Raw genomic sequence first — 25,179 nt, 5'->3', positions numbered from 1 at the left:
CCGCTGGTGGGTGTACGGATGACCAGCGGGAGCACGACCGATTCTCGTACCTCGACCACACTCGAGGTCAAGCGCGCGTCGGCGGGGCTGATCGGCGGCTAACCCGTGATCAACAGCGCCGCTACCGCGCCGGCGGTGGCGATCACCGCGAGGACGAGGCCGGTCAGGACGAATCGCCGCATGGGAATGGGCACTTCGTGCATGCGGCAGAACTCCAGGCACAGCAGCGTCGCGAGCGAGGCCCACGGCGTGACGATCGAGCCGATATTCGTACCGATCAGCAGCCCCAGAAGCTGGTCGCCGTTCTGCCGGGGAATCACTGCCTCGCCCGCGGCGTACGCCGGTAGGTTGTTCGCGATGTTCGAGAGGCCGGCGCCCGCCGCGGCGGCCCGGAATGCGCCGGACGCACCGGTATCGGTCCCGATCACGGTGCGCATCGCGTCGGCGAGGCCGAATCGGCTCAGGGTAGGCACCACCAGGAACAAGCCGATCACGAAGACGAGCAGCCGCCACGGGATGAGCGACAGCCGCAGGGCGCTGCGGTCGAACACAGCGAACGCCGTCACGGCGATCAGCGCCGCGAGCGTCGCCGCGATTCCGATCCGGTCGCCGACGAGGGGGATCGCGATGACGAACAGCGAACAGGCGCCTGCGGTGACGAACAGCAGCGAGCGCTCCCGGAGGTTCGCGGGGCGGATCGGTTCGGGCGGCACATAGCGATCGGTGTCCCGTCGTCCGCGCCGCCAGTACCACAGCCACAGGCACACCGTCGTCGCGGCGATCGAAACCAGTTGCGGCGCCCACATCTTCGCCGCGAACTCGGGCGCTGTCAGTGCCACGCGTTCGGCGGCGAGCAGATTGGTGAGATTGGAGACCGGCAACAGCAGGCTTGCGGTGTTGGCCAGCCAGAGTGTGGTCATGGCCAGCGGAAGCGGCGGAATGCGGGCAGGCGCGGCCAAGGCCAACATGACGGGGGCGATCAGCACGGCCGTGGTGTCGAGATTCAGCACGATCGTCGTGGCGGAGGCGAACAGGACACAGAGGCCGAACAGCGCGGGATAGTGACCGCGACCGAGGATCGCGAGCCGATGGGCGATGACGTCGAAGACCTTGGCCTGCCTGGTGAGTTCGGCAAGCACGATCACGCTGGCGAGGAACAGTAGTAGCGGGCCGATGCGACGCATGTTCGCGGCGGCCTCGTCCCGGGGTAGGAGGCCGGTGAGCACGCACAGCAGGCCCGCCCCCAGCAAGCCGAGCCGGACCAGGTCCAGGACGCTCAGCCGCTGCTTGGATGCCGGCGTCGCCGGGGGCGAGGGCGGGTTACGCGAAGAGGAATCGACCAGTTCGGGCACGAGTGCCATGATCGCAGCCCCTTCGTTCGTGCCCCTTTCGGTTGGGGCGGCTCGAGTAGTCGGCAACAGTCGGATTACCCGTTGAACGTGCCGTTATGTGATGGTACGTTATCCAAGTCACAAGGGTCGGACGTCGGCTCGAACACACCAGGTCGTTCGGGGCCCGGAAGTGTGTCCGAGACAACTTCGGTGTTCGTCCGCCGCCGAATCAAGGATGTGTTGCCTCATGAGCATCGCCATCGGACTGGTATTTCTGTTCATCCTGGTCGGGGGCAGCCTACGGTCGGCCGAAGCGGGCTGTCAGAACACGTTGATGAACCACATGAAGAACATGTGGTTGTGTGCCGTGATCTCGTATGCCGTTGCGCTGACCGGCTTTTCGATCTTCCTCGCATTGTCGTCCAAGTCGCCGTGGCCGACGCTCGACGATCTGCGGAGCATGCCGTGGTGGGCGCCGTTCGGTGGCCTGCTGGGCGGCGCGGCCGTCATGGGAATGATTGCCGTCGCCCGATATGTCGGTGTCGCGACCTTCAGCGCGCTGGTGATCGTCGGCGAGATGGTGGTCGCGGTGATCATGGACCACTTCGGACTGATGGGATTCGACGAGCGATCCGCCAGTCTGCCGCGTCTGCTGGCATGCGGGCTGATCACGCTCGCGATCTACCTGATGGCCGACGAGCCCGTGGCCGGCGAGCCCAGGGTCAGCGTCACCTGACGGAAGAACACGCACCGCTGCCGGTTCGACCATCCAACCTTCGCGCCCTCCCGAGGATTCTCGATGACGGTTCAGACCGCCGAAAAGACCCGTGCCTCCCTGCCCCGCGCCACAATGGCACTCATCTTCGCATTTATCCTGGTCGGAGGCGCGCTGCGCTCCGTGGAAGCCGGGTGTCAGAACTCGCTGAAGCTCGCATTGAAAAATGTCTGGCTGTGCGGCGTGATCTCCTACGCCGTAGCGTTCACCGGATTCGCGATCTTTCTAGCGGTGGCGCTGCTGGTTTCCCCGCGTCGGTCGTGGCCGACGCGGCTCGACATCCGAAGCATGCCCCGGTGGGCGCCGTTCGGCGGTCTGCTCGGCGGGGCCGCGATCCTGGCGATGATTTCGGTCGCTTCCGATGTCGGCGCGGGGACATTCAATGCCGTGATCATCGCGGGGCAGATGTTCGGTGCGCTCGCGATCGATCACTTCGGGCTGATGGGTTTCCCGCGGCGGGCGGTGAGCTCCAAGCGCATCGTCGCCTGCGTCATGATCATCGCCGGGATCTATCTCATGGCGACCTACTGACCACGCGCGCGAGGCATATCAGGACCTGGGCGTCACTGACGGCTTGAGAGACCGATAGGGTATCTATCGCAACGTTGCCTCGCCGAGGGAAGTAGGAGACATGGCTACGAATGGGCTGACCGTGACGGACGTCCGCAACGCGCAGGAGGCATGGGCGCTGTTCGATAGCCTTCCCGCCGCACCGGTCGAGGAGATCACGACGGGACGCTGGCGGGGGGAGGAACTGCATACCGGCCATCCGATGGATGGTGTGCTGGTGGCTTCGGGTTGGTACGGCAAGCAGTTCGACGGTCCCGACCACGTGCATCCGCTGTTGTTCACCTCGGGCGGCAAGGTTTTCCCGGTCGATCCGCGCCGGGTCCCGCTCGGGTTGGCCGGGCGCGTGCCGCTGTCCGGGGTGCGCGCCCTGCGCAGACTGCTGCCTGCTCTTGCTCCCGCACTGCGCACACCCAAACCCACCGCGCGTCTGCGTGCGGTCGAGTACCGCGGCGTGACGAGTGCCGCGATGGTCTACGACCACCTGCCGATCATCGATCACTTCCGGCGCGCCGACGAGCACACCCTGCTCGGCGTGATGGATTTGCGCGGTATGGCCGAACCGTACTTCTTCATCCTGCACAGGGACATCGGCTAGGCGGCCGCGGATCCGGTCGGCCGCAGCCGATCCGGATCCGGTGCCGCGCCCGCCGCACTAGGATTTGCGCAAACAGGCGACACCTTGCGGGATGCGGCGACCGAGGAGGCACAGTCGATGGAACGCACGACCTGCCTGGTGGTCGGCGGGGGACCGGCCGGAATGATCCTCGGGCTGCTGCTGGCCAGGGCCGGTGTCCAGGTCACGGTGCTGGAGAAGCACAAGGACTTCCTCCGCGACTTCCGTGGCGACACCGTGCATCCCACCACTCTGGACCTGCTCGACGAACTGGGTCTCGGCGCCGAATTCGCGAAACTTCCCGCGCGCAAGGTGGATCAGGTGCAGTTGCCGATCGCGGGGGGCTTGCAGACCCTTGCGACGCTGAAAAACCTTCCGGGCAAGCACAAATACGTCGCCATGGTGCCGCAGTGGGATCTCCTGGATCTGCTCGCGCGTGCCGCGGCGGCCGAACCCACCTTCCGCCTGCGGATGAACACCGAGGCCACCGAACTGGTCTGGATCGACGGGAAGGTCGGTGGCGTCGTCTACCGGACCGCCGACGGCGTGACCGGCTCGATCGAAGCCGATCTCACCGTGGCCTGCGACGGCCGTGGCTCGCTGCTGCGGTCGGCCGCGGGGCTGTCGGCACACACCTGGTCGACGCCGATGGACGTATGGTGGTTCCGGCTGCCGCGTACCGAGATCGACCCCGCGGGGGCGCTGCCGATCGTCAGCGCCCGGCGGGTGGCGGTTCTGCTCGACCGCGGCGACTACTGGCAGTGCGCGACGTTGATCGCCAAGGGCACCGACGAGTCCGCCCGCCGCGGGCCGGTCGAGGACATCATGCGCGGCCTGGCCTCGGCCGCGCCCTGGCTCTACGACCGAGTCGACGCCTTGTCCAGCTGGGACGAGGTCAAGTTGCTGGAAGTGAAACTCGACCGGCTGACCCAGTGGTACACCCACGGACTGCTCTGCCTCGGCGACGCTGCCCACGCTATGTCCCCCGCCGGGGGCGTCGGCATCAACCTGGCCGTCCAGGATGCCGTCGCCGCGGCCAGAATCCTCGCCCCGCCGCTGCTCTCGGGCGCGCTGCGGATCAGGGATCTGGCGAAGGTGCAGCGACGGCGCAGATTCCCGACCGTGGTGACGCAGGGAATACAGCGACTACTGCACGCCACCGCGATCGCTCCTGCCCTCGACGGACGAATCGACATCGCGAGCGCTTCCCGCGCACCGCTGCCGGTCCGCCTCCTGCGCCGCGTCCCCGTTATTCGCAGCGTGCCCCCCTTCTTGCTCGCTCGCGGCGTCTTGCCGGAGCATGCTCCGCACTTCGCCCGGCGGTAGCGGTCCGGGCGCGCGCTCAGGCCGGAGTGTCGGGGGATGACGCAGGCGGAGTCGCTATCCAGCCCGCGACGACCACCAGGCCGGTCGGGCGATGGACGGCGAGAAAGCCGAAGGGACGGTCGAAGACCACCGAGACGACGGGTGCGTAGTTGTGCCGCAGCGCTGCCGCCGCGGCGCGCAACGCGAAGGCCGTCACGGCGGCGGCCTCGAAGCCCTCATGACTGAACCGCGCGAGTACCTCCTGCGCGCCTCGGCCGACGCAGAGCGGGATGGCCGAGATCGCCGGGAAATGGCCCTCGGTGCAGTCGGAGGCGGCGGCCAGGCCGAACAAGCCGGAGCGGGTGAGCAGGTCGTGGCTGGATCGGACCTCGAAGGGTGGCAGCCGGATTCGCAGTTGACCGGTGCCGGTCAGCACCTGCTCGGTGCGCACGCGCAGGCCCGGCCCCTCGGTGCCGACCGGCAGGTCGGAGCGGACCGGCACGGCGCCGGACAGCGCCGCCAGGCCGGTTCCTAGCACAGCGCCGGGTGTGCCCGTGCCGAGCAGCAGGTGGACGTCGAGGTCGGCGACACCTTCGACGACGACGCGCGTGACCGGCTCCGGTGCGTCCAGGATGGCGGCGTTCGCCAGGTCGGTGCTCGCGCGGGACAAGCCGGGGCCGCGGTGACCTTGCCACGGACCGTCTTCGGGCGTCAGCGTGCCGACCTCGAAGGGCACCTGCCATCGGGTCTTCGCGATCAGCGCGGTAGCGAGCACCAGCAGCGTGCCGGGATCGACCGACAGGGGGAACCGCTCGATGAGCCCGTCGGTATGCCGGGCCGCCCACCTGTCCAGCTCGGACTGCCCGGCCAGCCGGGCGAGAACTCCCTCGGGCAGCTCCTGCGACCAAGCCTCGTGCAGCGGAAGATCGCGACGCACCCACACACCGAGTGCCGCCGACACCGCGTCCGCGCGCTGGAGGTCGTGCAGCAACCGCAGCGCTTCTTCGCGGCCGCTCGCCGCGGGCACGCCGATCGCGGTCGACAGTTCCTCCCGCGCCAAACCGTCCGCCGCGGAGGCGAGCAAGGCCAGCAGCGGCCAGACGCCTGCGCCGGACACCACGAAGTCTTGCTCGTCCGCCGCCGCGCACCAGCGTGCGGTGAGGGCGTTGGCGGCACCGATATGGGATTCCAGAGAAGTCGGCACGGAACCCACCCTAGCCACGGTCGCGCAGGGTACGCGCCGCTCTCAGGACGTGGCGGCTCGCGGACGTAGCACGATCTTGCCCAGCGGTGCCCGCTCTTCCAGCAGCCGATGCGCGCGGCTCGCCTGGTCCAACGGCAGCACCGCCTCGACCAGCGGATCGAGCCCACCCGCCACCGCGCGGGCCAGAACGGCGCCGCGCGCCCGCGCGACTCGGTTCAGCCACTCCGGTCCCGCGCAACCGGTGAAGGTGAGCCCGCGCATGATCAGGTCGGTCGCCGACACCTGCGCGGGTGCGCCGGACAGCCAGCCGTAGCCCAGCATCCGGCCGCGCAGGGGGGTCATCAGATCGAGCAGGCCGGAAGCGCTCGCACCGCCGATCGAATCGAACACCACGTCCACCGTCGCGCCGCCGAGCGATTCGTGCAGCCGGGCGGTCCACGCCGGATCGTTGTGGTCTATCACTTCGTCGGCACCCAGCTTGCGAGCCCGGGCCGCCTTCTCGGGACTGCCCGCGGTGCCGATGACGCGAGCCGCCCCGAATTCTCCGGCCAGTTGGGTCAAGGCGCTGCCGACGCCCGTGGCGGCCGCCTCGATCAGGACGGTTTCGACGCCGGTCAGCGCGGCGGTTTCGAGCAATGGAATCGCTACCGAGCCGTTCATCAGCACTGCCGCGGCGTCGACAAACGACAGGCCGTCCGGAATCGCTGTCACGGAATCCGCAGGCGCGGCGACGAATTCGGCGTAGGCGCCGAAACCCCTTGTCGCCACGACGACTCGCCGTCCGATCAGCGCCGGATCGGCTTGCGTGCCGACTTCGGTGACGACCCCCGCGGCCTGGAAACCGAAGACCAGTGGCAGTGGAGCGCCGAGCGGGAACTCGCCGGAGCGCAGCTTGGTCTCGGGGAACAGCACCGGGATCGCCTCGGCGCGGATCACCACCTCGTGTGCGCCTGCCCGCGGCGCGGGGACCTCCTCGGCCACCAGCACGTCGGGGCTTCCTACTGCCGTCATTACGATTGCTTGCATCACGAACTCCATAAGTTGACTGACGGTCCAATTGACTCACCGATGATATGGACCGCCGGTCAACTTGTCTAGAAGGCGGGTGCGATGGGCGACGGACGGCCCAGGGAACGAGCGGACGCGGCGCGTAATCGGCGGGCGATCCTGGACGCCACCTTCGCGCTGCTCGCCGAGCACGGTGCCGAAGCGATCACCATGGACCGCGTCGCGGCTGCCGCCGGAGTGGGCAAGGGCACCATCTTCCATCGCTTCGGTAGCCGCGCCGGGCTCTTGCACGAGATGGTTGCCGAGAGCGCGCTCACGCTCATGGATGCGATCGCCCACGGCCCGCCGCCGCTGGGGCCCGGCGCGCCCGCCGCTGCCCGCTTGATCGCCTACTTCGACGCGATGGCGCGGCTGGTGATCAATAATTCCGAGCTGATGGTCGCCTATCGCACCGAGCCCCCACATCCGCGGACCGCCGAATTCCACGCGTTCTGGGACAACCACCTCACCACGTTGCTACACGAAGCGCGTCCGGACCTGGACGCGGAAGTGGTCGGGCGGCTGCTGCTCGGTGCGTTGAGCGCCGAGTTGGTGCCGGCCATGGTCCGGGCGGGTGAGGCCGACCGGTTGCTGGCGGGGGTGCGGGAGCTGGTGGAGGCGGTGCTACGCACGCCCTGACCACTCGTGCGATGGCAGGTAGGGCCGCGCTCGCACGTCGACCGACGCACCTGCGAGGCGGTCTGGGATCGAGCACGGGAAACCGAGGAATCATTCGTCGGCGCGGGGTCGGCCAAGTGGCCGCCCGGTGGCGGCCGTCGGGGTGCTCGGTGTCCGATCCGCCGCTGCGCGGAACTCTCGGATGCGGGCCCGCGCGGCGATCAGTCCCGCGACAGGATGGCCTCGAAGCGTTCGTCCGCGCGGTCGAGCTGGTCGAGGATGTGCTGCCGGACATGGTCGGCCAGTGGTGTGTCCGGCCGGGTGACCAGGTCGCGGTACACGTCGGTGAGCGGGCGGTACTTGGCGGCGAGTTTCGCCATCGCTGGGCCGGTGGCATAGAGGATGCCGACGCCGTTGTCGGTGAAATCGGAAAGCTTGATGACGCGGGCCCACGGGTCCCGGTCCAGGTTGGCCGCGACGTGTTCGCGGTACTGCGCCTGCCGGTCGCGCGCCGGATCCGGTTCGGGATTGGTCACCGCGGCGACGAGATCGGCCACTCGCGCACCGAACCGATCGGTGAGCGCGTCCAATGCGGCGTCGACGGCCGGACCCGGGCGATCGGCGGCCAGTTCGGTGGCGTGGTCCTCGACCGAGTCGTGCAACAGCCCCGCCGCGACCACGTCGGGATCCCGGACCTCGTAGTGACTGATGATCCGAATGGTCACGCGCAGTAGATGACTGAGGTACGGCTCGCGGCCGTACCGGTCGTCACGATGCAGGTCGGCCGCGAGATCGAGCGCCGCGGCCAGGCGCTGCGTGTCCGGCAACTCGGCGATTTCCAGCAGTAATCGTTCCCGTAGCCCGGCCTCGCCGTAGACCTCGCTGATCGTGTGCAGCGGCATCACGGCCAAGACCCCCGCCCCTGGATTGCTCATGTTGCCAGGCTAACCGGACCGGGCGACACGCGACGGACGACGGAGCGCCGAACTCGCTCAACGGACCCCGCGTGGGCGGTACTGGATGCTGATCCGCGGACCGGTGGGTCTGCGCGTCTTCGGCACGGCGTGTTCCCAGGTGCGCTGGCAGGAGCCGCCCATGACGAGTAGATCGCCGTGTCCCACAGAGTATTTGATGCTGGCGCCGCCGCCGCGTGGCCGGAGCAGCAGCGCCCTCGGCGCCCCGATCGACACGATCGCGACCATGGTGTCGTCGGTAGCCCCCCGGCCGATGTTGTCGCCGTGCCAGGCGACGCTGTCGCGCCCGTCCCGGTAGTAGCACAGGCCCGCGGTGCGGAACGGTTCACCGAGTTCACGGTGGTAATGCTCGCTCAGTGCCGTGCGGGCGTCGGCCAGCGCGGGATCCGGCAGTGGTTCGTGCTCGGAGTAGAACCGCAGCAGGCGGGGCACCTCGACCACGCGGTCGTACATCGGCCTGCGCTCGGCTTTCCATGGCACACCGCCGACCAGCCGGTCGAACAGCGCGTCCGCGCCCGGCAGCCAGCTGGGCAGTAGATCCACCCAGGCCCCTCGGTCGAGTACGGTACGGCGCGCATCGCGCAGCGGCGCGAATTCGGTGTCGCCGAATCCGTCGAGCAGCGATCCTTGCAGCAGTGTGGACACGCGGCCGAGCGTACCGCCGATCGAACGTATGTGCTAGCGGATTTCGGTCACGACTGTCGGACCTTCATCAGGATGTCGTTCGCGATCGCCCGCGCCGCCGCGTAGCACTCGTCGTCGGACAATCGCAGGTCACCCATTCATCGCGGTGCTCCAGCTGATCGCGAGCAGTGCCTGCCTGGCGTGGAATACCGCGAGCGGCGCGCGTTCCGGCGCGGTCATCAGGTCCGCGAGCAGCCGGAACTGGTACCGCAAGCTGACGCCGAAGCCGTCCACCAGTAGCGCGCGGCCGCGTCCCCCATGACGGTCAGTGGCCCTGCTCACAGCGCGATATGCCTGGTGAAAGCGGGGCTGACGGCGCTGATACGCTGCTTGCCGTAAGACATCCTTTAACGGACCGTCCGGTGAGGCGGGGAAGGAGGTCGGCATGGCTGTGCCCGAAGAGCGGGCCGCCAAGTCCGGCGCTGCCGAGACATCGCAGCGACATACCCCGGAGTGGGTGGCGGCGGGGCGAGAGCTGTTGTCGGCTTCGGATGTCGGGCGGACCATCGCGCGCATCGCGCACCAGATCATCGAGAAGACCGCGCTGGACGCGGGCGAGCCGGACGCGCCGCGGGTGGTGCTGATCGGCATCCCGACCCGTGGGACCACCCTGGCCGCGCGGCTCACCGAGAAGATCGAGGAATTCTCCGGCGTCCGCCCGGCTCTGGGCTCGCTCGACATCACCCTCTACCGCGACGATCTGCGCAGCCGTCCGCACCGGCCGCTGGAACGCACCTCCGTTCCGGAAGGTGGCATCGAGGACGCGCTCGTGGTGCTGATCGACGACGTGCTGTTCTCCGGTCGCACCGTACGCTCGGCGCTCGACGGTCTGCGCGACCTGGGCCGCCCGCGCGCGGTGCAACTGGCGGTGCTCATCGATCGCGGTCACCGGGAACTGCCGATCCGCGCCGACTATGTGGGCAAGAACGTACCGACCAGCCGGTCTGAGGACATTTCGGTGCTACTGGCCGAACACGACGGCCGGGATGGCGTCTACCTGCACCAGGAGGAGGCGTGATGGAGTCGCCGCACGCCGGCTCGCGGCAGGAGGTAGCTGGGTGAGGCATCTGTTGTCGGTCGCCACGCTCGATCGCGCCGCCGCGACCGAACTGCTCGACGAGGCCGAGCGGTTCGAACAGGCCCTGCTCGGCCGCGAGGTGCACAAGCTGCCCACGCTGCGCGGGCGCACCGTGATGACGGTCTTCTTCGAGAACTCCACCCGGACCCGGGTCTCGTTCGAGGTGGCGGGCAAGTGGATGAGCGCGGACGTGATCAACGTCAGCGCGAGCAGTTCCTCGGTGGCCAAGGGTGAGTCGCTGCGCGACACCGCGCTGACCTTGCACGCCGCGGGCGCCGACGCGCTGATCGTGCGACACCCGGCTTCCGGCGCCGCGCACCAGATCGCCCGCTGGATGGACGAGTGGGCCGTCTCGGCAGGGCGCGCCTCGGGGCCGGCGGTCGTCAACGCGGGTGACGGGACGCATGAGCACCCGACCCAGGCCCTGCTGGACGCGCTGACCCTCCGGCAGCGGCTGGGCGACATCGAAGGCAAGCGGGTCGTCATCGTCGGTGACATCCTGCACAGCCGGGTCGCGCGGTCCAACGTCTTCCTGCTGGCCACGCTGGGCGCGGAGGTGGTGCTGGTCGCCCCGCGTACGTTGCTCCCGGTCGGTGTGGAGACCTGGCCCGCCCGCGTCTCACATCATCTGGACGCCGAGCTGATCGGCGCCGACGCGGTGCTGATGCTGCGCGTGCAGGCCGAGCGGATGAACGGCGGGTTCTTCCCGTCGGCGCGCGAGTACTCGATCACCTACGGGTTGTCCGAACGCAGGCTGGCCCTGCTCGAGGACCACGCCGTCGTGCTGCACCCCGGCCCGATGCTGCGCGGCATGGAGATCGCGTCCGCGGTCGCGGACTCGCCGAAAGCCGCGGTGTTGCAACAGGTCACCAACGGCGTGCACATGCGGATGGCGGTCTTGTTCCGCCTGCTCGTCGGGACACAGGAGGCAGTGGCATGAGAAAGAACGACACCGCCGTCCTGATCAAGGGTGCGCTGCTGTACGGCGAAGGCGAGCCGGTCGACGTGCTCGTCGCCGATGGAGAGATCCGCCGGATCGGCACCGATCTGGACGCGGTCGACGCCGAGATCATCGACGCGCAGGGGCAAGTCCTGCTGCCCGGCTTCGTCGACCTGCACACCCACCTGCGCGAGCCGGGCCGCGAGGACACCGAGACCATCGAATCCGGATCCGCCGCCGCCGCGCTCGGCGGCTACACCGCGGTCTTCGCGATGGCCAACACCGATCCGGTCGCCGACTCGGTGGTCGTCACCGACCACGTATGGCGGCGCGGCCGGGAGGTGGGCCTGGTCGACGTGTATCCGGTCGGCGCGGTCACCGTCGGCTTGGCGGGCAAGCAGCTCGCCGAGATGGGGACCATGGCCGCGGGGGTCGGCGCGGTGCGCATGTTCTCCGACGACGGCCACTGCGTCCACGACCCGCTGATCATGCGCCGCGCGCTGGAGTACGCGAACTCGCTCGGGGTGCTGATCGCCCAGCACGCGGAAGAGCCGAGACTGACCGAGGGCGCCATCGCGCACGAGGGACCGACCGCGGCCCGACTCGGGCTGGCAGGCTGGCCGCGCGCGGCCGAGGAGTCCATCGTGGCGCGTGACGCCCTGCTCGCGCGGGACGCGGGTGCCCGGGTGCACATCTGCCACGCCTCCACCGCGGGCACCGTGGAACTGGTGCGGTGGGCGAAGTCGCAGGGCATCTCCATCACCGCCGAGGTCACCCCGCACCACTTGCTGCTGGACGACTCCCGGCTGGAGACCTACGACGCGGTCAACAAGGTCAACCCGCCGCTGCGCGAGGCGTCCGACGCCGCCGCGCTGCGGCAGGCGCTGGCCGAGGGCATCGTCGACTGCGTCGCCACCGACCACGCTCCGCACGCCGAGCAGGACAAGTGCTGCGAGTTCGCCGCAGCCCGGCCCGGCATGCTGGGACTGGAGACGGCGCTGTCGATCATCGTGCAGACCATGGTGGAGCCGGGGCTGCTGGACTGGCGCGGCGTCGCCCGCGTGATGAGCGAACGCCCGGCCGAGATCGTGGGTCTGGACGATCACGGCAGGCCGCTCGAGGTCGGCGAGCCGGCGAACTTGACGCTGGTCGATCCGAAAGCGAGCTGGACGGTGCGCGCGAAGGAACTGGCCAGCATCTCGAACAACACGCCGTTCGAGGCGATGACCTTCCCGGCGCGGGTGACGGCGACGCTGCTGCGCGGCCGGGTCACCGCCCGCGACGGCAAGGCGCTGGGCAATCGGGCGGAGGCGTAGATGAACGACCGAGGCGTGGCCCTTCGAGGAGGTTCGTAATGGAGAGAACACTCTGGGTTGTCGGGCTGCTGATCCTGTTCGCGGTCTGCCTCTGGCTGATGTACCGGGGCTGGCGCAACCGCGCGGCACGTCAGGCGGAGCGCATCGGCGCGCTGCCCGCCCTGCCCGCCGAACTCGGCGCGCAAGTGCTGGAGCCGACCACCGGCCTGTACCTGGGCAGCACTATCGCGCCCAGCTGGCAGGACCGGATCACGGTAGGCGACCTGGGTTTCCGGGCCACCGCGGAACTCACGCGGTTCGAACGGGGGATCTTGCTCGAACGCGACGGCGCGGCGGTGATCTGGATTCCGCAGGAATCCATCACCGCGGTGCGCACCGAACGCGGCCATGCGGGCAAAGTGATGACGGAAGATGGTGTGCTGGTCATTCGCTGGAAGCTGCCGACCGGAACCGAGATCGATACGGGTTTCCGCGGCGACGACAAGTCGGTCTACCCGGCTTGGCGCCGGCTTCCGGCGGCGGATCAGAGCGGGACGATGACGGGAGATGACGAGGGATGACAGGAGAAGCAGCACTCGTGCTGGAGGACGGCCGGGTGTTTCGCGGCCAGGCCTACGGCGCCGTGGGCCAGACGCTCGGTGAGGCGGTGTTCTGCACCGCGATGACCGGGTACCAGGAGACCCTCACCGACCCGTCCTACCACCGACAGATCGTGGTGGCCACCGCGCCGCAGATCGGCAACACCGGCTGGAACGACGAGGACGACGAGTCCACCAAGATCTGGGTCGCCGGGTACGCGGTGCGCGACCCCGCGCGGCGCGCGTCCAACTGGCGCGCCACCACGACGCTGCCGGACGAACTGGAGCGGCAGCGGATCGTCGGGATCGCGGGCATCGACACCCGGGCGCTGGTGCGTCACCTGCGCTCCCGCGGTTCGATGAAGGCGGGCATCTTCTCCGGTGACGCGCTCGCCGCCCCCGACGAGCTGGTGGCCCGGGTGACCGGTCAGCCGTCCATGCTGGGCGCCGACCTCGCGGGCGAGGTGACCACCGACGCGCTCTACACGATCGAGCCCGACGGCGAGCACCGGCGCACGGTCGTCGCGGTCGACCTAGGGATCAAGACCAACACTCCGCGCATGTTCGCGCAGCGCGGCATGCGGGTGCACGTGGTGTCCTCGTCCAGCACGCTCGATCAAATCCTCGAACTGAAGCCGGACGGGGTCTTCCTGTCCAATGGCCCGGGCGACCCGGCCACCGCCGACGGCGCGGTCGAGCTGACCCGCGGGGTGCTGGGCGCGGGCCTGCCGCTGTTCGGCATCTGCTTCGGCAACCAGATCCTCGGCCGTGCGCTCGGCCGGGGGACCTACAAGATGAAGTTCGGCCACCGCGGCATCAACATCCCGGTGGTGGAGCACGAGACCGGCCGGATCTCGATCACCGCGCAGAACCACGGGTTCGCGCTGGAGGGCGAGCGCGGCGAGCGGTTCGAGACCCCCTTCGGCACGGCCGAGGTGAGTCACGTCTGCGCCAACGACGGCACGGTCGAAGGGGTCCGGCTGGTCGACGGCCGCGCCTTCTCCGTGCAGTACCACCCGGAGGCCGCCGCCGGGCCTCACGATGCCGCGTATCTGTTCGACCGTTTCGCCGGTCTCATGGAAGGAGCCTGATGCCTCGCCGCGAGGATCTCGAGCACATCCTGGTGATCGGTTCTGGCCCGATCGTCATCGGCCAGGCGTGCGAATTCGACTATTCCGGCACGCAGGCGTGCCGGGTGCTGCGGGCCGAGGGCCTGCGGGTGTCGCTGGTCAACTCGAACCCGGCGACGATCATGACCGACCCGGAGTTCGCCGACGCCACCTACGTGGAGCCGATCACGCCGGAGTTCGTGGAAAAGGTCATCGAGAAGGAGCGTCCCGACGCCATCCTGGCCACCCTCGGCGGCCAGACCGCGCTGAACACCGCGGTCGCGCTGCACGAGCGCGGCGTGCTGGAGAAGTACGGCGTGGAGCTGATCGGCGCCGACTTCGACGCCATCCAGCGCGGTGAGGACCGGCAGAAGTTCAAGGACATCGTCGCCAAGGTGGGCGGCGAGAGCGCCCGCTCGCGGGTCTGCTTCACCATGGACGAAGCTCGCGAGACGGTCGCCGAACTCGGCTACCCGGTGGTGGTGCGCCCGTCGTTCACCATGGGTGGCCTCGGTTCGGGCATGGCCTACAACGAGCAGGACCTCGATCGCATCGCCGGCGGCGGCCTGGCCGCCTCGCCCACCGCGAACGTCCTCATCGAGGAGTCGATTCTCGGCTGGAAGGAATACGAGCTCGAGTTGATGCGCGACGGCCGCGACAACGTCGTGGTGGTCTGCTCGATCGAGAACGTCGACCCGATGGGCGTGCACACCGGTGACTCGGTCACCGTCGCTCCGGCGATGACGCTCACCGACCGCGAGTACCAGAAGCTGCGCGATCTCGGTATCGCGATCCTGCGCGAGGTCGGCGTCGACACCGGCGGCTGCAACATCCAGTTCGCGGTGAACCCGAGCGACGGGCGCCTCATCGTCATCGAGATGAACCCGCGTGTCTCGCGCTCGTCCGCGCTGGCATCGAAGGCGACGGGCTTCCCGATCGCGAAGATCGCGGCCAAACTGGCCATCGGCTACACGCTCGATGAAATCGTCAACGACATCACCAAGGAAACGCCGGCCTGTTTCGAGCCGACCCTGGACTACGTGGTCGTCAAGGCGCCGCGCTTCGCGTTCGAGAAGTTCCCCGGCGCCGACGGCACGCTGACCACCACCATGAAGTCCGTCGGCGAAGCGATGTCGCTGGGCCGCAACTTCACCGAGTCGCTGGGCAAGGTGCTGCGATCGCTGGAGACCAAGGCCGCGGGCTTCTGGACCGAGGACGACGGCGCGTGGACGGATGTTTCAGCGATCCTCGAGGATCTGCGCACGCCCACCGAGGGGCGCATCTACCAGGTCGAGCGGGCGCTGCGCCTGGGCGCGAGCATCGAGGACGTCGCCGCAGCCTCTGGCATCGACCCATGGTTCGTCGCGGAGGTGGCCGGCTTGGTCGAGCTGCGCCGGGAGATCCTCGACGCGCCCGTGCTGGACGAGCCGCTGCTGCGCCGGGCCAAGCACTACGGCCTGTCCGATCGTCAGCTGGCCGCGCTGCGGCCCGAGCTGGCGGGGGAGAGCGGTGTGCGCGCCCTGCGGCACCGGCTCGGTGTCCGCCCTGTCTTCAAAACCGTCGACACCTGCGCCGCCGAGTTCGAGGCCAAGACCCCGTACCACTACTCGGCCTACGAACTCGATCCCGCCGCCGAGTCCGAAGTGGCACCGCAGCGCGAGCGCGAGAAAGTGATCATTCTGGGGTCCGGACCGAACCGGATCGGCCAGGGCATCGAGTTCGACTACTCGTGCGTGCACGCGGCGCAGACGCTGTCACGGGCCGGGTACGAGACGGTGATGGTCAACTGCAACCCCGAGACCGTCTCCACCGACTACGACACCGCCGACCGTCTCTACTTCGAGCCCCTGACCTTCGAGGACGTGCTCGAGGTCTACCACGCCGAATGCGAGTCGGGCACCGTCGCGGGCGTTATCGTGCAGCTGGGCGGGCAGACCCCGCTCGGGCTGGCGCAGCGCCTCACCGAGGCGGGCGTGCCGGTGGTCGGCACCAGCGCGGCCGCCATCGATCTGGCCGAGGACCGCGGCGAGTTCGGCGACGTGCTGGTCGCGGCCGGGCTGCCCGCGCCGAAGTACGGCACCGCCACCACGTTCGCGCACGCCCGCAAGATCGCCGCGGACATCGGATACCCGGTGCTGGTGCGCCCGTCCTACGTGCTCGGTGGCCGCGGTATGGAGATCGTGTACGACGAGAAGTCCCTGGAGGGCTACATCTCCCGCGCGACCGAGCTCAGCCCGGAGCACCCGGTGCTGGTCGACCGCTTCCTGGAGGACGCGATCGAGATCGACGTCGACGCGCTGTGCGACGGCGAGGAGGTCTACCTCGGCGGCGTGATGGAGCACATCGAGGAGGCCGGCATCCACTCCGGTGACTCCGCCTGCGCGCTGCCTCCGATCACGTTGGGCCGCAGCGATATCGAGGCGGTGCGTCGCTCCACCGTAGCGCTGGCCAAGGGCATCGGCGTGCGCGGCCTGCTCAACGTGCAGTACGCGCTCAAGGACGACGTGCTCTACGTCCTGGAGGCCAATCCGCGAGCGAGCCGGACCGTCCCGTTCGTGTCCAAGGCGACCGCGGTGCCGCTGGCCAAGGCCGCCGCCCGGATCATGCTCGGCGCCACCATCGCCGAACTCCGCAAGGAGGGCATGCTGCCGAGCGAGGGTGACGGCGGGCACGTCGCGCTGGACGCTCCGGTCGCGGTCAAGGAGGCGGTGCTGCCGTTCCACCGCTTCCGGCGCGCCGACGGCAGCGGGGTGGACTCGCTGCTGTCGCCGGAGATGAAGTCCACCGGCGAGGTGATGGGCATCGACGCCGATTTCGGTACCGCCTTCGCCAAGAGCCAGACCGCCGCGTACGGCTCGCTGCCCACCGAGGGCACGGTGTTCGTCTCGATCGCCAACCGGGACAAGCGCGCGATGGTCTTCCCGGTGAAGCGCTTGCACGACCTGGGTTTCCGCATCCTCGCCACCGAGGGCACGGCGGAAATGCTGCGCCGCAACGGTATTCCGTGCGAGCAGGTGCGCAAGCACTCCGAGGTGAGTCCCGGCGACGAGCCGACGATCGTGGAGCAGATCCGCGACGGCGAGGTCGACATGGTGTTCAACACGCCCTACGGCAACTCCGGCCCTCGCGTGGACGGCTACGAGATCCGCAGCGCGGCGGTCGGGGTGAACATCCCGTGCATCACCACCGTGCAGGGTGCGGCCGCCGCGGTGCAAGGCATCGAGGCGAGCATCAACGGCGGCATCGGTGTGCGGTCCCTGCAGGAACTGCACTCGGTGCTGCGTGGATGAGCCGCGACCGGACGGAATGGGCGAGATGAAGACCTTCGGCGAGCGCTTGCGGCACGCGATGCGGCACTTCGGGCCCGTGTGCGTCGGGATCGACCCGCACCCGCAGCTGCTGCGGTCCTGGGACCTCACCGAGGACGTCGATGGTCTCGAGCGCTTCGCCGAGATCTGCGTGGAGGCCTTCGACGGTCTGGTCGCGCTGGTCAAGCCGCAGGTCGCGTTCTTCGAGGCCTACGGCTCCGGCGGTATCGCCGTCCTGGAGCGCGCCATCGAGGTGCTGCGCGCCTCGGGAACCCTGGTGCTCGCCGACGCCAAGCGCGGCGACATCGGGTCCACCATGGAGGCCTACGCCAGGACCTGGCTGGCCGACGGTCCACTCGCGTCCGACGCGGTGACGGTCTCCCCGTTCCTCGGATTCGGTTCGCTGGCGCCTGCGTTGTCGCTCGCCGAGGCCAACCGCCGCGGCGTCTTCGTGCTCGCGGCGACGTCGAATCCCGAAGGAGCGCAGGTGCAGCGGGCGGTAGCGGCGGACGGCCGCGCGGTCGCGCAGGTGATGGTCGACGAAGCCGCGGCCCGCAACGCGGGCAGCGAGTTCGGTTCGGTGGGCGTGGTGGTCGGCGCCACGCTGCGCGAGGTGCCGGACCTGTCCGCGCTCAACGGTCCGATCCTGATGCCCGGGGTGGGCGCTCAGGGCGGCGGCCCGGACACGGTGCGCGAACTGGTCCCCGAGCCGATGCTCGGGGCCGTCCTGCCGAACGTCTCCCGCGAGCTGCTGCGCGCCGGCCCCGACGTCCCGGCACTGCGTGCCAGGGTGCACGAACTCCAGGACGCGTTCGCGTTCCTGCAGAAATGACCACGAAGGCCGGCGCACCCAACGCCGGCCTTCGGTCTTTTCGGGCCTGCTGTGCGTGCAGGTGTGCTCATACGCGCGGCCTTACCGGGGCCTGTGCGCTCTCCTGCGCCGATTTCGGCGCTCATCCGTGCCCCGGATGGGCACCTGCCTGCTGGACCGGCGTACAGGGCCGCGAACCGGCACCGAATGCCGCGCGGAGCGGGCCCACTGTCTCGGCTGTGACGCCCGACACGCGGGAAGAACTTGCGACACGCGGAAAATTTCCAGAAAGTTCCTGGTAGGGCGCGTGAGGGGTTGCTGGAACGATGCCCTGCGCTGCCGCAACCCTTCCGCAAACCACTCGGTTTGCCGAAAACGCCCTGTTGGCGGCCTGTTTCGCGGAGCCGGCGGCACGATCCGAGTGGTGGCGCGGGGGGTCCGGCGACGTACCGCCCGGATGTGGTCGGTATCCGGAATCATGCGCTGACCTGGGGGGTGGGTTCGCAATCGGCGGACGTCGTGGGTACGGTCGCTGAGACTGCCGGGTTACCGGCAGGAGTTGATGCAATGAACGATGAGACGGAGGAACCGTGGCCCTTCCCCAGCTGACTGACGAGCAGCGCGCCGCTGCTTTGGAGAAGGCGGCTGCCGCTCGCCGCGCTCGGGCGGAGCTCAAGGAGCGCCTGAAGCGTGGCGGCACCAACCTGAAGCAGGTCCTCACCGACGCCGAGACCGACGAGATCCTCGGCAAGATGAAGGTGTCGGCGCTGCTGGAGGCCCTGCCGAAGGTGGGCAAGGTCAAGGCGGCGGAAATCATGAGCGAGCTGGAGATCGCCCCCACCCGGCGGCTGCGCGGACTCGGTGACCGGCAGCGCAAGGCGCTGCTGGCCCGGTTCGACTTCGACGCCTGACGACGAGGGTGATCGAACACACGCGGAAGGGTCGACTGGTAGTACTGGTCGGCCCCTCGGCCGTGGGCAAGTCCACCGTGGTCCGCTGTGTCCGCGAACGGCTGCCCGACCTGGTCTTCAGCGTGTCGGCAACGACCCGGGCCCCCCGGCCCGGGGAGGTCGACGGCGTCGACTACCACTTCGTCTCCCGTGCGGAGTTCGACGCGATGATCGAGGCGGGTGAGCTGCTCGAGTGGGCGGACATCCACGGCGGGTTGCAGCGTTCGGGCACCCCCGCCGGGCCGGTGCGTGCCGCTCTGGCGGAAGGCCTGCCGGTACTGGTGGAAGTGGATCTCGAGGGCGCGCGGTCGGTGCGCCGGGCGATCCCGGAGGGGATCCTGGTGTTCCTGGCTCCGCCGAGCTGGGAGGAGTTGGTGGCGCGGCTGACCTCGCGTGGCACCGAGTCGCCCGAGGTGATCGAGCGCCGATTAGAGACAGCCAGGATCGAGCTGGCCGCCTGTGACGAGTTCGACATCGTTATCGTGAACGACGAGGTGACCAGCGCGTGTGAGCAGTTGGTATCGTTGTTCGTTAGCACAAATTCGAGTTCGTGACCTCCCAAACACCAGGAGTCCCCCTAGTGAGCAGTACGGACACCAAGACCGCGCCCGCCTACGACACGCCGATCGGCCTGACCAACCCGCCGATCGACGAGTTGCTGGAGCGCACGTCGTCCAAGTACGCCCTGGTCATCTACGCGGCCAAGCGGGCCCGGCAGATCAACGACTACTACAACCAGCTCGGCGACGGCATCCTCGAGTACGTCGGCCCGCTGGTCGAGCCGGGTCTGCAGGAGAAGCCGCTGTCGGTCGCCCTGCGCGAGATCCACTCCGACCTGCTCGAGCACTCCGAAGGCGAGTGAGCGAACCGAGTTCGCCGTGACCACGACTAGGCCGGAGGCGTAGTGACCACAAGGATCGTCGTCGGTGTAGCCGGAGGGATCGCCGCCTACAAGGCGTGCTCTCTGGTCCGGCGGTTCACCGAGACCGGACACGACGTCCGGGTGATCCCCACCCACTCGGCGCTGGAGTTCGTCGGCAAAGCGACCTTCGAAGCACTGTCCGGGAACCCGGTGCACACCGGTGTGTTCTCCGACGTGCCGGAGGTCCCGCATGTCCGGCTGGGCCAGGAGGCGGACCTGGTGGTCATCGCCCCGGCGACCGCCGACCTCATGGCCCGCGCCGCCTCCGGCCGCGCCGACGACCTGCTCACCGCCACATTGCTGACGGCCCGATGTCCGATCTTGTTCGCGCCCGCGATGCACACCGAGATGTGGGAGCATCCGGCGACCGTCGCCAACGTCGCGACGCTGCGCGCCCGCGGTGCGATCGTCATGGAGCCCGCGGCGGGGCGGCTCACCGGCGCCGACACCGGTCCCGGTCGGCTGCCCGAGCCCGAGGAGATCTTCGGCCTCGCGTCGCTGCTCATGGAGCGCGCCGACGCGATCCCGCGGGATCTGGAAGGCCGCCGGGTCGTCATCACGGCGGGCGGCACCAGGGAACCGCTGGATCCGGTGCGTTTTCTCGGCAACCGCAGCTCCGGCAAGCAGGGCTACGCGCTCGCGCGGGTCGCGGCCCAGCGCGGCGCGCACGTCACGCTGATCGCGGGCAACACGATCGAGATGGCGGCACCGGCTGCCGTCGACCTGGTGCACATCACGACCGCCGAACAGCTGAAGACCGCCGTCGATAAGCACGCCGCCGGCGCCGACGCGGTGATCATGGCCGCGGCGGTCGCCGATTTCCGGCCGACCAATGTCGCCGCCGCCAAGATCAAGAAGGGCGCGGGCGAACCCGACGTCATTCCGCTGACCAAGACCGACGACATCCTCGCCGGACTGGTGCAGGCGCGCCGCGACGGGCAATTGCCCGGCACCGCGATCGTCGGCTTCGCCGCCGAAACCGGTGACGAGCACGGCGACGTCCTCACCCACGCGCGGGCCAAGCTCGCCCGCAAGGGGTGTGACCTGCTTGTGGTCAACGCGGTCGGTGAGGGCAAGGCGTTCGAGGTGGACACCAACGACGGCTGGCTGCTCGGCGCGGACGGTACCGAACAGGCGCTCGATCACGGCTCGAAGGCGCTGCTGGCCAGCCGTGTGCTCGACGCGCTGAGTGTGTTGCTGCGCTGAGCCGGGCACCAGGCCTGCCGAGATTGCCATCCGATCCGTCGTTCGTTCGCGGCGCCGTCATTCTTTCGGCACGCGGGACACCGGGAATTCGGCAGTCGGGGCAGCTGCGTAGTTGAGGTCCGCCCTGTCGGTGATTTGGAATAGTCTGAGATGTAAGGGTTGCGCAGTCGCGACATCGCGTTACTGTCGCAAGCCGATACGAGTAACCCGTTGAGGGAGAGGGAAGAACTGTGCGCACGTCCGGGAGCCGGCTTTTCACCAGTGAGTCCGTGACCGAGGGTCATCCGGACAAAATCTGTGATGCCATCAGCGATTCCATTCTCGACGCGTTGCTCGCGGAGGATCCGCGCAGCCGGGTCGCGGTGGAAACCCTCGTGACGACCGGTCAGGTCCACGTCGCGGGTGAGGTCACCACATCGGCATACGCCGATATTCCCCGTATTGTCCGGGAAAAGGTCCTGGAAATCGGATATGACTCGTCTGCAAAGGGATTCGACGGGAATTCCTGCGGTGTGAATATCGCGATCGGCGCGCAGTCGCCGGATATCGCGCAGGGTGTCGACACCTCGCACGAGGCACGTGTCGGCGGCTCCGACGACGAGATCGAGCGGCAGGGCGCGGGCGATCAGGGCTTGATGTTCGGTTACGCCACCAAGGACACCCCCGAGCTGATGCCGCTGCCGATCGCGCTCGCGCACCGGCTGTCGCGCCGCTTGACCGAGGTGCGCAAGTCCGGCGTGCTGCCCTACCTGCGTCCGGACGGCAAGACCCAGGTCACCATCGAGTACGACGGCGATCGCCCGGTCCGCCTGGACACGGTGGTCGTCTCCACCCAGCACGCCGCCGACATCGACCTGGACAACCTGCTCGCGCCCGACATCCGCGAGAAGGTGCTCGACGGGGTCCTCGCCGACCTGGAAGTGCCCTCGCTGGACACCTCGAACGTCCGCCTGCTGGTCAACCCCACCGGCAAGTTCGTGCTCGGTGGCCCGATGGGCGACGCGGGCCTGACCGGCCGCAAGATCATCGTCGACACCTACGGCGGCATGGCCCGCCACGGTGGTGGCGCCTTCTCCGGCAAGGACCCGTCGAAGGTGGACCGCTCGGCCGCCTACGCCATGCGCTGGGTCGCGAAGAACGTGGTGGCGGCCGATCTGGCCGATCGGGTCGAGGTCCAGGTGGCCTACGCGATCGGTAAGGCCGCTCCGGTCGGCTTGTTCGTCGAGACCTTCGGCACCGAGAAGGTGGATCCGGCGCGTATCTCCACCGCGATCACCGAAGTCTTCGACCTGCGCCCCGGCGCGATCATCCGCGACCTGGACCTGCTGCGCCCGATCTACGCGCCGACCGCCGCGTACGGCCACTTCGGCCGCACCGACGTCGACCTGCCGTGGGAGCACACCGACCGCGCGGACAAGCTGCGCGCGGCGGTCGGACTCTGACCTCGATCAGGTCGGAGTGAACGAACCCGCGGCGGACACCTCCGCCATCGAGGCGGACCGTCCGGCCGCGGGTCCCGCGGGCGTGGAGCTGCCGATCGCCCGGGTGCTCCCGCTGCTGTCGCCCGCGCATCTCGACCGCGACTTCGATTACCTGGTACCCCCCGAGCTGAGCGACATCGCTCAGCCGGGGGTCCGGGTGCGCGTCCGTTTCGCCGGACGGTTGGTCGACGGTTACCTTCTCGCGCGGTCGGCGCACAGCGATCACAGCGGCAAGCTGATCGAACTCGAGCGGGTCGTCTCCGGCGAACGCGTGCTGACGCCGGAAATCCTGGAGCTGGCCGGCGCAGTGGCGGCTCGTTACGCGGGCACACGCGCCGACGTCCTCCGCCTGGCCGTTCCACCGCGCCACGCCCGCACCGAGGCCGGTGGTGCGAAGAAGTCCGCTGGGGCACAAGCTGATTCCGCCGAGCGCACGGCTGCGGTTGTGGACCCCGGTGCGTCCGCAAGTGCTGTCGGAAGCGAAGGACCCAGCACTGGAACTGATTCCGTGCGGTCAGCCACAGCGAACTCCGTGCCCACCGCGTCGTCCATCGATCCGCGCTGCTCGGATTCCGCAGTGCGGCAAGCCGATACGGCAGACGCGGGCGACGAAACCCCCCGTGCGGATGCCGAATCCGTCACCGCGACAAAGCCGGATGATTCCAGCGCCGTGGGTGTGCGGACGGTTCAACGGGCGCCGCGGCCAGACGCGGGTGACGACGAGTCGTCGAAGCCGCGGGAGCCGCGTCCGAACGATGGGCGAATCGGTGGCGGGCAGAGCGTGGAGACTCGCGGCGACGTCACGAACCAGGAGGCGGTATCGCCGGCGCTTCCGGTTGTCGACCTCGCTGCCTGGGAGCGTTACGTGCACGGGCCGGCGTTCGCGGGTGCGCTCGCGCAGGGGAAAGGCGCACGCGCGGCTTGGCAGGCACTGCCCGGTGAGGACTGGCCGCGTCGGCTGGCGGAACTGGCCGCCGTGGTGGCCGGGCAGGGGCGCAGTGCGATCCTCATGGTCCCCGACCAGCGCGACCTCGACCGCGTACTGACGGAATGCGTTGAGCTGGTGGGGGACTCGGCCGTCGGGCTCGCCGCCGGGCTCGGCCCCGCGGCGCGGTACCGGCGTTGGCTGGCGGTGTTGCGCGGTTCGGCCCGAGTGGTGGTAGGCACGCGCAGCGCGGTGTTCGCACCGGCGGCGAACCTCGGGCTGATCGCGCTGTGGGACGACGGCGACGACACCTACGCCGAACCTCGCGCACCGTATCCGCACACGCGTGAGGTGGCGATGCTGCGGGCGCACGAGACCGGTGCGGCATTCGTCGCGGCGGGTTTCGCGCGAACCGCGGAAATCCAAGCGGTGGTCGATTCCGGCTGGGCGCACGATCTGGTCGCCGATCGCGCGGTGCTGCGCGAGGCCGCGCCGCGGATCAGCGCCCCCGGTGACAGCGACGTCGCACTGGAGCGCGATCCGGTTGCCCGTGCCGTCCGGATTCCCGGCGTCGCCTTCGCGGCCGCCCGCTCCGCGTTGAAGGAGGGGGCGCCGGTGCTGGTGCAGGTGCCACGCCGCGGGTACATCCCCGCGCTGGCCTGCGGAAAATGCCGCACCCCGGCCCGATGTAGGCACTGCAACGGGCCGCTCGCGCTCCCGGAAGCCCGCGGATCGGCGGCCGAAAGCGCCGCCGCGCACAGCCCCGCTTGCCGGTGGTGCGGGATCACCGAGGCGGCGTTCCGTTGCACCACCTGCGGCTCGCGCGCGCTACGGGCCGTGGTGATCGGGGCGGCCCGTACGGCGGAGGAACTCGGCCGAGCGTTTCCCGGCGTTCCGATCCGTAGCTCCGGGGGCGGCGCCGTGCTCGACACCGTGCAGCCGGGCCCGCAGGTGGTGGTCGCCACGGTCGGCGCCGAACCCCTGGTCCCCGGCGGCTACGGCGTCGCGCTGCTGCTCGACGGCTGGGCCTTGTTGAGCCGCGCCGACCTGCGGGCCGCCGAGGACGCACTGCGCCGCTGGATGGCCGCCGCGGCGCTGGTGCGCGCGCACGGCCAGGTCATCGTCATGGCCGAGCCTTCGATCCCCACCGTGCAGGCGCTGGTCCGGTGGGATCCGGTAGGCGCGGCTCGGGCGGAGGTCGCTGCTCGGGCCGAGGTCGGCTTCCCGCCCGCGGTCCGGCTCGCCGCGATCGATGGCACCGCCGAGACCATCGCCGAACTGCTCTCGGCCGCGGACCTGCCCGATACGGTCGACCGCCTCGGGCCGGTGCCGCTGCCGGACGGCGCCCGTAAGCCCTTCTCCTCCGAGGATTCGCCCGCCGAAGTCGAACGCCTACTGCTGCGGGTCGAGCGCCGCTCCGGAGCGGCGCTCGCG

At 69.4% G+C, this 25,179-nt stretch carries 24 protein-coding genes; 18 read left to right on the top strand and 6 right to left on the bottom strand.

The annotated features are described in order from the left end of the window. Positions 1-98: 98 nt before the first annotated feature. Complete coding sequence (locus ACFU5M_RS08755; RefSeq protein ID WP_379046076.1) at positions 99-1,361, bottom strand: SLC13 family permease; 1,263 nt, start codon at positions 1,359-1,361, stop codon at positions 99-101. 217 nt (positions 1,362-1,578) lie between these two features. On the opposite strand from ACFU5M_RS08755, the gene ACFU5M_RS08750 reads away from it, so the two are divergent. The 4 genes from ACFU5M_RS08750 to ACFU5M_RS08735 all read left to right on the top strand — a co-directional run bounded on the left by ACFU5M_RS08750 (position 1,579) and on the right by ACFU5M_RS08735 (position 4,615). Next, complete coding sequence (locus ACFU5M_RS08750) at positions 1,579-2,067, top strand: DMT family transporter (protein ID WP_379046073.1); 489 nt, start codon at positions 1,579-1,581, stop codon at positions 2,065-2,067. Positions 2,068-2,130: 63 nt separating this feature from the next. Further along, the gene (locus tag ACFU5M_RS08745; protein WP_379046070.1) at positions 2,131-2,637 is read left to right on the top strand and encodes a DMT family transporter; all 507 of its coding nucleotides are present in this window, start codon (positions 2,131-2,133) and stop codon (positions 2,635-2,637) included. 100 nt (positions 2,638-2,737) lie between these two features. Further along, positions 2,738-3,271: a DUF4334 domain-containing protein gene (locus ACFU5M_RS08740; protein WP_379046067.1), complete on the top strand. Its 534-nt coding sequence runs from the start codon at positions 2,738-2,740 to the stop codon at positions 3,269-3,271. Between the two features lie 117 nt (positions 3,272-3,388). Continuing rightward, positions 3,389-4,615 carry an FAD-dependent oxidoreductase gene (locus ACFU5M_RS08735; protein ID WP_379046064.1) on the top strand — a complete coding sequence of 409 codons (1,227 nt, stop codon included), beginning with the start codon at positions 3,389-3,391 and terminating at the stop codon, positions 4,613-4,615. A 16-nt stretch (positions 4,616-4,631) separates the two neighbouring features. Here ACFU5M_RS08735 and ACFU5M_RS08730 read toward each other — a convergent pair whose 3' ends face one another. After that, the gene (locus tag ACFU5M_RS08730; RefSeq protein ID WP_379046061.1) at positions 4,632-5,798 is read right to left on the bottom strand and encodes a serpin family protein; all 1,167 of its coding nucleotides are present in this window, start codon (positions 5,796-5,798) and stop codon (positions 4,632-4,634) included. Positions 5,799-5,840: 42 nt separating this feature from the next. Next, on the bottom strand, positions 5,841-6,824 hold the full coding sequence (locus ACFU5M_RS08725) for a zinc-binding alcohol dehydrogenase family protein (protein ID WP_379046058.1): 984 nt from the start codon (positions 6,822-6,824) through the stop codon (positions 5,841-5,843). A gap of 84 nt (positions 6,825-6,908) precedes the next feature. Here ACFU5M_RS08725 and ACFU5M_RS08720 point away from each other — a divergent pair, with 84 nt between their 5' ends. Then, positions 6,909-7,484 carry a TetR/AcrR family transcriptional regulator gene (locus ACFU5M_RS08720; protein WP_379046056.1) on the top strand — a complete coding sequence of 192 codons (576 nt, stop codon included), beginning with the start codon at positions 6,909-6,911 and terminating at the stop codon, positions 7,482-7,484. Between the two features lie 200 nt (positions 7,485-7,684). Here ACFU5M_RS08720 and ACFU5M_RS08715 read toward each other — a convergent pair whose 3' ends face one another. The 3 genes from ACFU5M_RS08715 to ACFU5M_RS08705 form a co-directional block, all read right to left on the bottom strand. Then, positions 7,685-8,398, bottom strand: coding sequence for an HD domain-containing protein (locus tag ACFU5M_RS08715; RefSeq protein WP_379046053.1), 714 nt, complete (start codon positions 8,396-8,398; stop codon positions 7,685-7,687). 57 nt (positions 8,399-8,455) lie between these two features. After that, complete coding sequence (locus ACFU5M_RS08710) at positions 8,456-9,082, bottom strand: alpha-ketoglutarate-dependent dioxygenase AlkB (RefSeq protein WP_379046050.1); 627 nt, start codon at positions 9,080-9,082, stop codon at positions 8,456-8,458. A gap of 129 nt (positions 9,083-9,211) precedes the next feature. Further along, complete coding sequence (locus tag ACFU5M_RS08705; RefSeq protein ID WP_379046047.1) at positions 9,212-9,403, bottom strand: hypothetical protein; 192 nt, start codon at positions 9,401-9,403, stop codon at positions 9,212-9,214. A gap of 103 nt (positions 9,404-9,506) precedes the next feature. Here ACFU5M_RS08705 and pyrR point away from each other — a divergent pair, with 103 nt between their 5' ends. From pyrR to ACFU5M_RS08640, 13 genes are all read left to right on the top strand, one after another. Then, positions 9,507-10,139 (top strand): bifunctional pyr operon transcriptional regulator/uracil phosphoribosyltransferase PyrR, encoded by a 633-nt coding sequence (gene pyrR / locus ACFU5M_RS08700; protein WP_379046044.1) that lies wholly within the window; start codon positions 9,507-9,509, stop codon positions 10,137-10,139. A 40-nt stretch (positions 10,140-10,179) separates the two neighbouring features. Beyond that, on the top strand, positions 10,180-11,139 hold the full coding sequence (locus ACFU5M_RS08695) for an aspartate carbamoyltransferase catalytic subunit (protein ID WP_379046041.1): 960 nt from the start codon (positions 10,180-10,182) through the stop codon (positions 11,137-11,139). Further along, positions 11,136-12,455 carry a dihydroorotase gene (locus tag ACFU5M_RS08690; RefSeq protein ID WP_379046038.1) on the top strand — a complete coding sequence of 440 codons (1,320 nt, stop codon included), beginning with the start codon at positions 11,136-11,138 and terminating at the stop codon, positions 12,453-12,455. The genes ACFU5M_RS08695 and ACFU5M_RS08690 overlap by 4 nt, the downstream gene beginning before the upstream one ends. 38 nt (positions 12,456-12,493) lie before the next feature. Next, entirely contained in the window at positions 12,494-13,015 is a 522-nt protein-coding gene (locus tag ACFU5M_RS08685; RefSeq protein ID WP_379046035.1) for a transporter, read from the top strand. After that, a complete protein-coding gene (gene carA, locus ACFU5M_RS08680; RefSeq protein WP_379046032.1) occupies positions 13,012-14,124 on the top strand; it encodes a glutamine-hydrolyzing carbamoyl-phosphate synthase small subunit in 1,113 nt (370 codons plus the stop codon). The genes ACFU5M_RS08685 and carA overlap by 4 nt, the downstream gene beginning before the upstream one ends. Further along, entirely contained in the window at positions 14,124-17,432 is a 3,309-nt protein-coding gene (gene carB, locus ACFU5M_RS08675) for a carbamoyl-phosphate synthase large subunit (protein ID WP_379046029.1), read from the top strand. Before carA ends, carB begins: the two co-directional genes overlap by 1 nt. Before the next feature lie 25 nt (positions 17,433-17,457). Continuing rightward, positions 17,458-18,282 (top strand): orotidine-5'-phosphate decarboxylase, encoded by an 825-nt coding sequence (gene pyrF / locus ACFU5M_RS08670; RefSeq protein WP_379046282.1) that lies wholly within the window; start codon positions 17,458-17,460, stop codon positions 18,280-18,282. Positions 18,283-18,851: 569 nt separating this feature from the next. Further along, complete coding sequence (gene mihF, locus ACFU5M_RS08665; RefSeq protein WP_028476708.1) at positions 18,852-19,172, top strand: integration host factor, actinobacterial type; 321 nt, start codon at positions 18,852-18,854, stop codon at positions 19,170-19,172. An 8-nt stretch (positions 19,173-19,180) separates the two neighbouring features. Next, entirely contained in the window at positions 19,181-19,765 is a 585-nt protein-coding gene (gmk, locus tag ACFU5M_RS08660; protein WP_379046024.1) for a guanylate kinase, read from the top strand. 26 nt (positions 19,766-19,791) lie between these two features. After that, on the top strand, positions 19,792-20,073 hold the full coding sequence (gene rpoZ / locus ACFU5M_RS08655) for a DNA-directed RNA polymerase subunit omega (RefSeq protein ID WP_280250368.1): 282 nt from the start codon (positions 19,792-19,794) through the stop codon (positions 20,071-20,073). A 42-nt stretch (positions 20,074-20,115) separates the two neighbouring features. Beyond that, on the top strand, positions 20,116-21,339 hold the full coding sequence (coaBC, locus tag ACFU5M_RS08650) for a bifunctional phosphopantothenoylcysteine decarboxylase/phosphopantothenate--cysteine ligase CoaBC (protein ID WP_379046020.1): 1,224 nt from the start codon (positions 20,116-20,118) through the stop codon (positions 21,337-21,339). 230 nt (positions 21,340-21,569) lie between these two features. Continuing rightward, the gene (metK, locus tag ACFU5M_RS08645) at positions 21,570-22,781 is read left to right on the top strand and encodes a methionine adenosyltransferase (RefSeq protein WP_379046017.1); all 1,212 of its coding nucleotides are present in this window, start codon (positions 21,570-21,572) and stop codon (positions 22,779-22,781) included. A 103-nt stretch (positions 22,782-22,884) separates the two neighbouring features. Beyond that, the coding region (locus tag ACFU5M_RS08640) for a hypothetical protein (RefSeq protein WP_379046279.1) at positions 22,885-25,179 on the top strand (2,295 nt) is incomplete at its 3' end.

It is taken from the genome of Nocardia sp. NPDC057455 (genome assembly GCF_042802775.1).
GTDB lineage: Bacteria > Actinomycetota > Actinomycetes > Mycobacteriales > Mycobacteriaceae > Nocardia.
This window is presented reverse-complemented; position numbering and strand designations above follow the sequence as displayed.